The organism is Clostridium sp. YIM B02500 (genome assembly GCF_022324665.1).
GTDB classification, from domain to species: domain Bacteria; phylum Bacillota; class Clostridia; order Clostridiales; family Clostridiaceae; genus Clostridium; species Clostridium beijerinckii.
This window is the reverse complement of sequence record NZ_JAKGTE010000014.1, coordinates 79,284-92,644: the sequence shown is the minus strand read 5'-3', so window position 1 is coordinate 92,644 and position 13,361 is coordinate 79,284. Positions and strand designations below refer to the sequence as shown.

Below are 13,361 nucleotides of genomic sequence, written 5' to 3'. Positions count from 1 at the left end.
TTAAATTACTCCTTAGTTTTAAATTCACCTTTATTGCTTTCATCATTGAAATCCTTCATTTTTTCTTTAGGGTATTCTATTCTTTGATGGTATATGCTATTTAACGAAGTCAAAAAACATACTCTTATTTTTTCTATATCTTTTAATGTTAAATCACAATCATTTAATTGTCCTGATGATAATTTATCATCTATAATGCAATTAACCATTTGGTTAATTGCATCCTTAGTAGGTTTCTTAATTGATCTTACAGCCGCTTCAACACTATCAGATAGCATTACTATCCCAGCTTCTTTTGAGCTTGGTATTGGGCCTTCATATCTATAATCTTCTTCTTTTATTTCCTCTGGGTTTTCAGCACTATTTTTCATAGTATAGTAAAAATACTTTACTAATGTTTTACCATGATGCTCTAATATAATATCTTGGATAACCTTAGGAAGCTTATATTTTTTAGCTAACTCCAGACCATCTTTAACATGAGATTTTATTATCATAGCACTTAAATTTGGAGGTATATTCTCATGTGGATTATCTATCCCCATTTGATTCTCTCCAAAGAAATATGGCCTCTCTGTTTTTCCAATATCATGATAATATGATCCTATCCTTGTAATTACCGAATTAGCACCAACTTCTTCTGCTGCCATTTCTGAGAGATTTGCAACAAGCATACTATGGTGATATGTTCCTGGAGCTTCCATTAATAATTTTTTTAACAGTGGTGTATTAGGATTTGATAATTCTAGCAGCTTTAATGTAGTAACCTCATTAAATGTACCTTCTAAAAACGGTAATATTCCTAATGCAAATATACCTGATAAAAGGCCTCCAATGAATGTGATTCCACCTTTTACTAACACATCTCCGAAATTGCTCGATATTAATATTCCCGTAGACAATGTAAGTATTACGGTAACAACAGCAGTATACAATGTTGAATATAGCAATTCATTTCTTTGTTGCATCTTTTTCAAAAATGCCGCTCCTAATACCGAACTTACTATTCCTAGAATAATAATCTGAACATCAAAACCATTTAATGCTCCTATAACTATTGCATTTAAAGCGCTAAGTACAAATGATATCTTATAATTTAGTAATAGCGTAAGCATCATAGGCGCGCACGCAAACGGAATTAGAAAAGGCGATATAACCCCTACAGTTCTAGCTAACACAAGTGAAATCAAATTAATTGTACTTATAAGAATAAGCTTTTTATTGTTCTTATATATTTCACCATAATTTATTCTCACATATCCATATTGAAGAAACAATATTATCATCCAAAATATTGCAAGCGCTAAATAAATATATACATAAGCTGTTACATTTTCATCGTTAAGCATTCCAAGATCTGATAGAATATCAATTTGATCTTGTGTTACAGGCTCTCCTTCTTTAACTATAATCTGATTTTGTTTTATTATTACTTTAGATACATTCTTCTTGACTTCCTGTATCTTTTCTTGTGTTTTTTCTTCATCAAAAAAAACATTGGGGTTTATTTGTGTTTGAGCTATTTGCTTTAAAGCACTTGATACATCTTTATCCAAGTTTAAATTATCTATTTGAGTTGAAACAGCTCCTTTTGCTTCTTTTAAGGCACCTTCGTCTTTTTCCTGTATATTTTTTTCATATGCATTGTCAATTATATTTACTATTTTGTCTTCTATGCCAGGCAAAGTATCTTTTGATATTCCTATCAATGCCTTACATTGTTCATCTGTTAATTGAAATATAGTTAATTTCTTAAGCTCAGCTTGCTTATCAGCTATGGTAGAGTTCGCCATATTGCTTAATGATACAATTTTATCGAACACTGCCCTTACATTATCCTCAGCTTCTTTCTTAACTTCTGGCTTCGATGTATACTGTTTCCCTACCTTTTCAGCCGCTTGATCTTCCTTTTCCTTTGTAGCTTTTTCATCCACTATATCTCTTGGAGCTTTTATATCTACTCTTGGTATATCTCCTTCTTTTAAGCTATATTGCTTAGGAGTTATTGCGGTAACAAGCAATAAATAGCCTATACTAAATACAAGTATAAATAATAGAATTCTTTGAATTCTATTATTTTTCCATTTATTATTTTGTTTTATATCCATGTAATTCACCTTTTCATCTTAATAATAAGTAATAGGCATAAAAACAACTTTGAATACCCCTTATGATACGTTTTTAGCAATATCCTGTTCTACAGTAAATTTAACATTAATTAAGATCTTTCCGCCTTCAATATCTTCTACTGCAGTTTTCTTATCTATTATCTTTGCATCGTTGCTAAGTGTTTTTCTCAATGACCCCTCTAACTTTTCTGTAGCTTCTTTAACTGTACTTTCTTTATCTAAGTTTACATTTATACCTTTTTTTTCAAAATATGTTATCTTATTAAAGAAACCATCCTTCTCTTCTATTTTATCATAATATTCAAATTGATTTATAGCTTTTTTCAAGTAAACTTTTTTCCCAAAAAAGTTTAAGTATATATCACTATTCTTGTTACCAGTTCTCTCAAGCTTTTCTCCACTTATTTGAACCTCCATAAATTTATCATAAAAAGTATTTGCTATAACTGTTCCACTCGGTTTTACTTCCATCTGAAAGCCTTCCCTTCCTTGGATAGGCAATATTAGATCGTCACCTTTCTTTACTATATCTCCTGGCACAACTGCTGGATTTCCTGAATTCGTATATACTCTCTTTACTTCTCCATCCATTTTAGCAACAACTTGATTATATAATGTTTTTTCTGTAGACGGAGGATTTACTTTTTCCTTTATAACCAATTTTAATGTAGACCCCTCTATCCTAACCCTAATCCACATTATCTGGCTATTTAAATCTTCCATCTTTTTTTCTATTTGATATACATTAACTTGTGATTTGTTAAGCCCTGGTTTGATTCCAATTGATGAGAGCTGTTGTCTAACTTCAAATGGACTTAAATTCCTCTGTGTCTCTATATCTATAGCCCATATATAATTTGATAATATATATATCACAGCAAAAAATAATCCCATTCCTATAACTAGAGAAATCTTTCTTCTCATTTTCATAAGTAAAACTATTATTCCACTAGTTCTTACTATCTTAACTTTTCCTTTATATTTTTTTATTAATATTTCTGCATCTTTATAATCTCTGTAATATATAGTTACTCTTACCGTTGTCAAGCTTACTTTCACTATATTACAGGTATAGATTTGGCTATTCCAAAAGGCATTTAATATTTTTTCTGGCACTAAAGCATTAATTTCTATGGTTACTTGTCCCGATTTCAAGCTGCTAAACATAATATTCTACCTCTCATATGAAATACCTTTAAAGATTCCGCTTATTGTTATACTCGTTTCTGCAATAAAAAGTATTTCGAACTCTTTCCCCTCGATTATGATTGCACCTATTCTGGAATTTATTTTAACCATATTAGTTTCGAAAAATATAATGCCCTTATGATTTTCAATAGTTATTTCTCTGTTTCCCACGACTATTATCTTTGGTAGATCTAATGAAATGTCACTTGGAAAATCTAACTTGCTAAGTATCTTTTCTTTACCTCTTTGAAATTTTTCTTCCATACTTTCCTCCCACATAAACTTTCTCATTGTAATTTATGATAGGATTTGCGAATTAATTCTATAATTTAATAATAATGATAATTTCCTGCAAAAAAATAAAGCCAATCATTACTATTATGGCTTTATCTAATTCATTTACGATAATGTATTCTAGTTATATGAACCAAATATTATCCTTTCATTGCTAGTCCAATTTTAGATAACAATGAAACAGGACATAGGATACTATTTATAATCCTATGTCCTGTTATATTAGTATAAAACTCAAAACAATCTTGAATTTTATTCTTATTTATTATTTAAATATTCCTTAACAAGCTGACTTACAAGTTTACCATCAGCTTTTCCTACTACTTTAGGTTTAACAGCTGACATAACTTTTCCCATATCTTTAATGCTATTTGCACCCACTTCTTCAGCTGATTCTTTTACTAATTGTTTTATCTCTTCTTCACTTAACTGCTGAGGAAGGTATTTCAACAAAATTTCAATCTCAGCCTTAGACTGATCTATTAAATCTTGCCTATTCCCCTTTTCAAATTCAAGCATAGCTTCTCTTCTTTGCTTGATTTCTTTAGCTAATATTGTAATAACTTCATCATCTTCAAGCTTTCTATTATCAGTTTTTTCAACCAATAATACTGCAGCTTTAGCTGTACTAATTACACTAGATGTGAACTTATCTTTTGCTTTTAAAGCAATTTTCCAATCATCTTGCAATCTATCTTTAATTGATGACATTTTTGTACCTTCTTTCAAAAGAAAATATCATTATTTGAACTTTCTCTTTCTAGCAGCTTCTGATTTCTTCTTTTTCTTAACGCTTGGCTTTTCATAATGTTCTCTCTTCCTAACTTCAGAAAGAACCCCAGCTCTAGCACATTTTCTCTTAAATCTTCTTAACGCACTTTCAAGTGTTTCGTTTTCTCCAACTTTAATTTCTGACATTTACTATCCCTCCCTCCGCTAGCTTAAATTAACTCAGCTATGGGCTTAATAACACATGCTATATTATACAATATTTAAATTAATAATGTCAAGAAATTAAGAAAAAATCTCCAGTTACTATTGATCAAATAACAACTCAAATTTAGCCTGGTGGCCACTGTAAACTTCGCCCTCCAAGTACATGGAAATGAATATGTTTTACTGTCTGTCCTGCATCCTCACCACAATTATTTACAACCCTATATCCTTTATCTGATATTCCAAGATCTACTACTAATTTACCAATAACTTTAAATATATGTGATACAATATCAATATTGCTGTCATCTAAAGTATTAGCACTTTCGATATGTTCTTTTGGAATAACTAAGAAATGAGTTGGAGCTTCAGGATTTATGTCATAAAAAGCATAAACTTTATCATCTTCATATATTTTTTTACTAGGGATATCCCCACTTATAATTTTGCAAAATATACAACCTTCCATAAATTCACCTCCTTCTAAGTAACAATCTCAATTCACAAACGTAAGAATCGAGATTTTATAATTCATATTTAGAAATTCTCTTTGAATTATATATCTTATTCCAAAAATGATCCTTAATCAATCTTATCTTGATTTATATTATACCAAAACTATATAATTTTTCCAACAACATATTCCGCATCTGAGGCCATTATTTTACATAAAATTATTTTTCCTATCATGTCTCTGCTTCCATTTGGAATTTCAACTTTTACATAATTTCTTGTATACCCCTCAAATACCCCAGGCTTATTAGATACTTCTTGCTCAACTAATACATCTAGTTCTCTTCCAACTAAAGATTTACTAAAATCGCCTTCATTCTTTGCATTTAGTTCAATTAAAGCCTTACTTCTCTTGTCCTTTACATTTCCATCTATTTGATTAGGCATATCTGAAGCCTTCGTACCTTTTCTTGGGCTGAATTTGAATATATGTGTTTTAGTTAATTTAATTCTCTTTAAGTATTCATAAGTTTCATTAAATTCCTCATCAGTTTCACCGGGGAAACCTACGATTACATCAGTAGTTATTGAGGCATCTTTAAGGTTTTCTCTTATTCTATTAACTGCATCTTCGTATTCTTTAGCAGTATATCTTCTATTCATTCTTTTTAAAGTTGCATCACAGCCGCTTTGAAGTGATAAATGAAATTGTGGACATAGTTTTTTCATTTTTTTCATTTTCTCGATAACTTCATCTGTAAAGAAACTAGGCTCTATAGAACCTATCCTAACTCTTTCAATTCCATCCTGTTTCTCTATTTCTTCTAATAAAGTTATTAAAGTTACATTTCCATCTAAATCAACACCATAAGATGCTGTATGTATTCCTGATAATATTATTTCTTTAAATCCATGTTCACTTAAATTCTTTATTTCATCCAATACTTTTTGAGGGTCTTTTGAGCAAGTTGTTCCTCTGGTATAAGGTATGAGACAATATGCACAAAATCTATTACAACCATCTTGTATCTTTAAAAATGCTCTTGTTTTATCTTGATACTCTTCTATATTTAATTCTTCAAACTGTTTATTCTTTAGAACTTCTCCAACCATTAACTGAGGTTTTTGCTCATCCTTAGCCTTATTCACATAATAAACAATATCGCCTTTATTTCTAGTCCCAAGTACAACATCTACCCCTTGTATTTTAGAAACTTCTTCTGGCGCAACTTGCGAATAGCATCCAACAGCTGCAATTATTGCATTTTCATTTCTTCTTCTAGCTCTGCTAATTATTTGCCTTGATTTTTTATCACTCATATTAGTTACAGAACAAGTATTTATAACATAAACATCAGCAAAACCTTCAAAGTCAGTTACTTCATAACCTTCTCTTATGAACTTTTCCGCCATAGCCTCTGTTTCATAATGATTTACCCTGCATCCAAGAGTTGCAAAAGCCACAAGACTCTTCCCCTCTGTATTTTTTATTGGTTCTTTGTTAGATAACTTCTTAAGCTTAGTCTTGTCACTACCTGCTCTGACTAATTTCATTTGGTTCTCTCCCATTATGATAGCTTTCCTCCTAAATCTCCTAATTCATATTGAATTAATGCCGTAGCTGTAAATCCAGCCGTCTCTGTACGTAATATTCTATTTCCAAGAGTCACTATATAAGCACCTTGTTCTTTTAAAGTATCAATTTCAGATTCCTCAAATCCACCTTCAGGTCCTATCAATATTCCAACATTATTTATATTATCTAAATCCACATTATCTCTTTCTAATTTTCTCACAAGAGTTTTAATTCCAAAATCTTCGGCATTTTCATAAGGTACAATAATCAAATCCATCTTTTTTAATTCATTTATTGCCTCATTGAAATCTATAACTTCTTTAACTTGAGGAATTACACTTCTTTTTGATTGTTTGCATGCCTCAAGAGCAATTCTATTTAGTCTATCAAGCTTTTTAAATTCGCCTTTAAGTTTTACATCTACTCTTGCAGTTGTTACAGGAATAAACTCAGATACTCCAAGTTCTGTTCCCTTTTGTACTATCAGGTCCATTTTCTGACCTTTTGGTAGTCCCTGAAACAGATGTACTTTAACTTTACTTTCATTATTTATATCTAATCTTTTAATAATTTTAACTATAACTTCACTTTTAGTTATAGTTTCTATCTCACCTAGATACTCAATTCCTTCGCAATTGTTTAATACTACTTCTTCACCTTCAGATAATCTTAAAACCTTATAAATATGTTTTACATCATCTCCAAGTATTCTACCTTCAGTTTCACTAATATTGTGAGGTTCTGTAAAAAACTTATGCATACGACTCCTCTCTAATTCACAGTTCACAATGCTCAATGCACAATTAAATAATAATTGATTACGGTATATCAACTATAAATTTTCTAAAAAATCTCTTAGAAACTTCTCCCAAACTGTGCATTGTGAATTGTACATTGTGCATTATTTTCATAATTACATTTTCAAACCGTTAACCAAAATTTGCATTACAAATATCTATATTTATACTAATTAATTGCTTTAGCAACTATACAGTTCCATTCTCCATCTTTATTCATCTCAATAACTTCAAAACCACATTCAGCAAACTTTTCTGTAACCATATCTACCCTATCATGAATTATACCTGAAGTTATAAATAATCCACCTTCATTTAGAGCCTTTTTAACATCCTCAGTTAGTACACAAATAATTTCTGCTATTATATTTGCAACTACTATATCGGCTTTTCCATCAACTACATCTAAAAGATTTCCTTCTAATACTTCAATATTATTCAAATTATTAAAGCTTATATTTTCTTTAGAAGAATCAACAGCAACAGGATCTAGGTCAACCCCAACAACATGTTTAGCTCCAAGCTTCGCTGCTGCTATCGCAAGTATTCCTGATCCACATCCTACGTCAAATACTGTTGTATCAGGCTTTACATACTTATCTAAAGCTTGAATACACATCCTTGTAGTTTCATGAGTTCCAGTTCCAAATGCCATTCCTGGATCCAACTCTATAATTAGTTCTTCATCATTTTTTTCATATTCTTCCCAAATTGGTTTAACAACAATCTTATCTGTTATTTTAACTGGTTTATAATATTGCTTCCAATTATTAGCCCAGTCCTCTTCGTGCATCTTCTTAGCTTCTACTGTACCTTCACCAATATCTATTCCAAATTCTTTGATTTCAGAAAGTTTTTCCTTAACATATTCAACAATCTCTTCAACCTTATCATCTTGAGAAAAATAAGCTTTAACTACAGCTGCATTTCCTTTATGTTCTAAGATATTTATATCTGCAAAATCCCAAGTTAATGGTCCTTGATCTCTTGAAAGTAAATCCTCCGGATCTTCTATTGCAACATTAGGGCAATTTAATCCATAAAATATTCCTGATATAGGCTCTAACGCCTCGCTCTTTGTTATTACACTAACTTCAATCCATATTCCATCCATGTTTATCAACCTTTCTAATTCAGTTTCAGTAACAGTTTGCAATTTAGGAATACATTTTTTTCAAAATTCATTAAAAATATTTTTAAATTCCATAGAATTTTTTCCTACAATTGCTCTTTGCTAACTATATAATTTTATTTTTTTAGAGTCATTGTAACCCTTACAATAACTATAAATATTTACATATTTACATATTTATATATTTAACATTGATATATATTTATATAGTTAACTATTTACATAGATTTCTATTTAACTACTTACATATATATCTAGTTAAATTTATATATTTTAAAATATTTTTATTGATATCCTAGTTTCATATTTAAATTTTAAAATATGAAACTTCTTAATTGTGACCAGTAAGTTCCGTATTGTGCTTAGAAGATCTTAACTTTGCTTCGCACTTTTTTCATATGTGAATTGATCTTAATTGTGCTTCGCACTTTTTTCATATGTGCGTATCTTTTCATATGTTTAAATTCTTAAGTGAGAGTCCAAAAGTGATGCTTCAAATTTTGTATTTGGTTAGCAGAACTTTCTCTTCGAGCATCTTGCATTTGGTTCCTCGAACTTACCCAGCAAACACATGTGAATCGGGTAAATTCTTAAATTCTTAAATTCTTAAATTCTTAAATTCTTAAATTCTTAAATTCTTAAATTCTTAAATTCTTAAATTCTGGTCATTATAAATCTAATTGTCTTTCATGGCAATCAAAAATTTTATTTTTATTCCTTGTTCACTAAACATTTTTTCATGCTCAGTCTGAACATTTCCTTCAACATCACTATTGTGAAGATCATATGTTATATATTTAATTCTAAACCCTGCTTCATTAAAATATTCAAGCGATTCCTCAAATAATTCATCATCGTCAGTTTTAAAATAAATTTCACCTTCACTCTTTAAAAATGTTTTGTACTGTTCAAGCTGCCTCATATGTGTTAATCTTCTCTTTTTATGCTTTTCCTTTGGCCACGGATTACAAAAATTTATGTATATTCTACTTACAACATCTTCTTCACTTAAGATTTCACTGATAAGTCCTATCTCTTGAGCCATTAATTTTACATTATCAGACTTCCTATTTTTTTCTTCATAAGCCTTTTCAATATTTCTTTTTGCTAATCCTAATACCTCATCCTTTATGTCAATTGCAATATAATTTATATCTGGATTCTCGGAGGCATGAACTGCCATAAAAGTTCCTTTCCCACATCCAAGTTCTAGATATATTGGTTTATCATTACCGAAAAATTCTTTCCACTTACCTTTATATTCTTTCGGATTTATAACAAAAAAATCGCAACCTTCAAGCTCAGGTCTTGCCCACGGTTTTTTTCTCATTCTCATGTTAGTTCACTCCATCTTTTATAAGCTTTTAAAAAATAGCATTTTACTGCCATTAAGTTTTTTAGATCATTAAATTGAACTTATCGACACAATACCATATAAACAAGACTCTCATACCGTCTTATTGTTCTATTAATCGGCCGTATCCTTCATAATAATTATACCTATAAAAATTTATATTGCAATTTTTATCTCAAAAATATACAGGTATTGCAAATAACTCAAATATATGTACTGAATCTTTTATCTCAAATTATTTTTATACATTCTTAATACTAATTAAAAATTCTTGAACTCCCTTAAGTTGTTTATCTAAAAAATCATCCGATTTAATACTTAACACCTATTATTATTAAATATAAAAAATAGTACATCTCATATCTAAGAGAATGTACTATTTTAACTGATGTATATTACGACTTATTTTTTATATTTCTCTATTATTTTTAATAGTTCTTCCTCGTTATTTTCTACAAACTCATAAAAATTCATATTTTTATTCTCTATATATAATGATAATTCATATAAAAACTCTGGTATTTCACTAGCAAGTAAGTCACCATAAACTTTTCCGAGCCTTGCACTTCCGGTTTCAAATGCTCCGTTAATATGTAATTCAAATACATCTTCAACAGCATCGCCAACTTTTTTACGTTTTCCTGTAAGTCCGATACCAACGACTTCATGAACTGCACATGAATTTCCACATCCTGATATATGAACTCTTGGAAGTATATCTTTATTATAACCTTTTTCTGCAAAGTAATTAATTATATTGTTAAGCATTTTTTGACTCTCTAAAATTCCAACTTGACATATTGGTACTCCAATACATGATACACTTTGCTGAAGAGCTGTTTCTCCTCCAATATTTTGTGTTACATTTAAAAGTTCTTTAGCTTCATCACCATTTAAGTTTCTAAAATATAAACCTTCTGTCATGGTAAGTCTTATTTCTAAGCCTTTTACTGCTTTTGATTTATCTAAAATTTCTCTTAATGTCTTAACAGAAATTTGTCCGCCAATTGGATGGAAATATACGCTGTATAATCCTTTTTGCTTTTGTGAATATAATCTTGAATGTGTTAATTCAATTTCTTTACCTTCTTTAGTAATTTCCTTAGATTCTACAAATAAATCTAACTCATTATTATCTAACACATATTTTAAATGTTCTTTATATGTTTCTATGAATTTCTCTTTGCCCATTCTCTCTAATATATATCTTATACGAGCTTTATTTCTATCTTCATAGTTACCTTCTTTTATAAATAAGCTAGTCATGGCTTCTACGTGGTATAATACATCACTTGGTTTTATAAGCTCATCATATTCGACTGCAACTTGAGGATTTCTTCCAATTCCGCCTCCCATAAAAACTCTAAAATACTTTTCATTATCTTTAATTGTTGCTAAGAACCCTAAATCAGCTACATTACAATGCCCCTGATCTGAGTCGCTGCTTGAAAAAGATACTTTAAACTTTCTTGGAAATTTATATGATGTTATTTTGCTTAAAAAATGTTTATTTACAGTTAATGCATATGGTGTCACATCAAACGCTTCATCTTTATCTACACCTGATAGTGGAGACATAGCTACATTTCTTGGGAAGTTTCCGCCGCCTCCTCTAGAATATATATCATGATCTATACCATCTTTCATTATTCCACAAACCTGGTCTATCGTTAAATTATGATACTGCACTGCTTCCCTTGTAGTTAAATGAAATTTATCTAAATTATATTTATCAGCTATATGGCATAACCATTTCATATTTTCTAAACTGCTTATTCCAGAAGGAATTCTTAGTCTTATCATAAATTCTTTTTTATTACGTTCTGAATATACGCCCATTCCTCCAGAAACTTTTTTAAAATCCATAATGGACACTTCTCCAGATAAAAACTTATTTCCTAATTCTCTAAACTCTTCTATTTCAATCAATAATTTTTCCTTCAATTCCTTCACTTTTTCTCCTCCTAAATATAATTATTTTAATATATTATAACCTATATTTTAAAATATGACTATAACTATAGGTTTTGTCGGGGAATTTTTATTTTTAAAAAAAACTATTAAAATAATGCCAATTTATAAGCATTATTCAAATAGTTTCTTTGATATCTTTTTATTTATTTTTCCCAAATAATTTTTTCTTAGGAACATTGGCCTCATCAAATTCTTCACCAGATGCTCTCATAAAATCATATAAAGCTTCCTTTTGTTCCTTATTTAAGGTTTTAGGAATATCAACAATAACTTTTACGTATTGATCTCCTTTTCCGTTTGAGTTAACTCTTTGTATTCCTTTGCCTTTTAATCTAAACATAGTTCCTGATTGTGTACCTGGTGGAACAGTATATTTAACATTTCCATCAACTGTAGCTACAGTTATTTCTGTACCTAATGCTGCTTTAGGCATAGAAATATGAGCATCTATATAAACATCGTTTCCTTTTCTTGTAAACACCTTTGATGGAGTAACATTAATTCTTACATACAAATCTCCAGGACTTCCACCTCTTAACCCATGTTCTCCTTGTCCTCTTAAAGGCATTACATTTCCTGTATCTACACCTGCTGGTATGTTAACTTTTATCTTTCTTGTTTTTCTAATACTGCCTTTTCCTCTACACTCTGAACATGGCTTTTCAATAATTTTACCAGTACCTCTACAAGTATCACATGTAGAAGTTGATACAAAACTTCCAAGAGGAGTTTGTCTTTGAACTCTTACTTGACCTGATCCACTACAAGTTGGGCAAGTCTTCGCATTAGTTCCTGGTTCGGCTCCACTTCCATGACAATGTTCACAGTTTTCATTTCTAGTAACAGAAATTTCTTTCTCTACTCCAAAAACAGCTTCTTCGAAAGTTAATGTTATTGTATACTCAATATCATTTCCTCTTACTGGACCATTTCTTCTTCTAGAACTTGATCCTCCGCCTCCAAAGAATGATTCAAAAATATCTCCAAAGCCGCCCATATCGAATCCGTCAAAGCCACCAAAGCCTCCTCCTCCGAATCCGCCACTACCATCAAAGGCAGCTGATCCGAACTGATCATATTTAGCTTTCTTTTCTGGATCCGAAAGTACTTGATAAGCTTCATTTATTTCTTTAAACTTTTCTTCTGCCTCAGCATTTCCTTGATTTCTATCCGGATGATATTTTACAGCTAATTTTCTAAAGGCTCTTTTTATTTCATCATCACTTGCACCCTTTTGAAGTCCAAGCAATTCATAATAGTCTTTATTTGCCATTCGTTTAAATTCACCACCTAGTTTTATTTACTTTAGTCATAATCAAAAAAATAACGAATCCACCTACCAAGAAAAGTTCCTTTTTGCAGCATAGCTGCTCTTTTCATAAGTGCCTATTTTCCATTATCATTCATCAGCAGATTCCACTAATAGGCTCGCTATGAGTCCAATCTGCTTCTTCTCCTAATGAAAAATAATCATGACATTTTGGGCTCGTTATTTTCTTTCATATGCCTTAGAAAAGGGAAGACGAGC

General features: G+C 30.3%; 12 protein-coding genes. All 12 read right to left on the bottom strand.

All coding sequences use genetic code 11. From position 1 onward, the window contains the following. Window positions 1-5 precede the first annotated feature (5 nt). Window positions 6-2,108: an HD family phosphohydrolase gene (locus L1S46_RS13405; RefSeq protein WP_238900256.1), complete on the bottom strand. Its 2,103-nt coding sequence runs from the start codon at window positions 2,106-2,108 to the stop codon at window positions 6-8. Window positions 2,109-2,168: 60 nt separating this feature from the next. Next, window positions 2,169-3,296 (bottom strand): sporulation protein YqfD, encoded by a 1,128-nt coding sequence (gene yqfD / locus L1S46_RS13400; protein ID WP_011968184.1) that lies wholly within the window; start codon window positions 3,294-3,296, stop codon window positions 2,169-2,171. A 6-nt stretch (window positions 3,297-3,302) separates the two neighbouring features. Next, on the bottom strand, window positions 3,303-3,581 hold the full coding sequence (gene yqfC / locus L1S46_RS13395) for a sporulation protein YqfC (protein ID WP_011968183.1): 279 nt from the start codon (window positions 3,579-3,581) through the stop codon (window positions 3,303-3,305). A 288-nt stretch (window positions 3,582-3,869) separates the two neighbouring features. Beyond that, the gene (locus L1S46_RS13390; protein WP_011968182.1) at window positions 3,870-4,322 is read right to left on the bottom strand and encodes a GatB/YqeY domain-containing protein; all 453 of its coding nucleotides are present in this window, start codon (window positions 4,320-4,322) and stop codon (window positions 3,870-3,872) included. Window positions 4,323-4,352: 30 nt separating this feature from the next. Next, complete coding sequence (gene rpsU, locus L1S46_RS13385) at window positions 4,353-4,529, bottom strand: 30S ribosomal protein S21 (protein ID WP_008429643.1); 177 nt, start codon at window positions 4,527-4,529, stop codon at window positions 4,353-4,355. A 142-nt stretch (window positions 4,530-4,671) separates the two neighbouring features. Further along, window positions 4,672-5,016: a histidine triad nucleotide-binding protein gene (locus L1S46_RS13380; protein ID WP_011968181.1), complete on the bottom strand. Its 345-nt coding sequence runs from the start codon at window positions 5,014-5,016 to the stop codon at window positions 4,672-4,674. A gap of 149 nt (window positions 5,017-5,165) precedes the next feature. Further along, entirely contained in the window at window positions 5,166-6,569 is a 1,404-nt protein-coding gene (mtaB, locus tag L1S46_RS13375) for a tRNA (N(6)-L-threonylcarbamoyladenosine(37)-C(2))-methylthiotransferase MtaB (RefSeq protein ID WP_238860497.1), read from the bottom strand. After that, window positions 6,569-7,336: a 16S rRNA (uracil(1498)-N(3))-methyltransferase gene (locus L1S46_RS13370; RefSeq protein WP_077831054.1), complete on the bottom strand. Its 768-nt coding sequence runs from the start codon at window positions 7,334-7,336 to the stop codon at window positions 6,569-6,571. Before L1S46_RS13370 ends, mtaB begins: the two co-directional genes overlap by 1 nt. Before the next feature lie 206 nt (window positions 7,337-7,542). Then, window positions 7,543-8,487 carry a 50S ribosomal protein L11 methyltransferase gene (gene prmA, locus L1S46_RS13365; RefSeq protein WP_238900255.1) on the bottom strand — a complete coding sequence of 315 codons (945 nt, stop codon included), beginning with the start codon at window positions 8,485-8,487 and terminating at the stop codon, window positions 7,543-7,545. Between the two features lie 694 nt (window positions 8,488-9,181). Then, the gene (gene trmB / locus L1S46_RS13360) at window positions 9,182-9,841 is read right to left on the bottom strand and encodes a tRNA (guanosine(46)-N7)-methyltransferase TrmB (protein WP_087702247.1); all 660 of its coding nucleotides are present in this window, start codon (window positions 9,839-9,841) and stop codon (window positions 9,182-9,184) included. 420 nt (window positions 9,842-10,261) lie between these two features. Then, window positions 10,262-11,812: a nitrite/sulfite reductase gene (locus tag L1S46_RS13355; RefSeq protein ID WP_238900254.1), complete on the bottom strand. Its 1,551-nt coding sequence runs from the start codon at window positions 11,810-11,812 to the stop codon at window positions 10,262-10,264. A 160-nt stretch (window positions 11,813-11,972) separates the two neighbouring features. Continuing rightward, window positions 11,973-13,106, bottom strand: coding sequence for a molecular chaperone DnaJ (gene dnaJ / locus L1S46_RS13350; protein ID WP_238860504.1), 1,134 nt, complete (start codon window positions 13,104-13,106; stop codon window positions 11,973-11,975). Window positions 13,107-13,361: the final 255 nt, after the last annotated feature.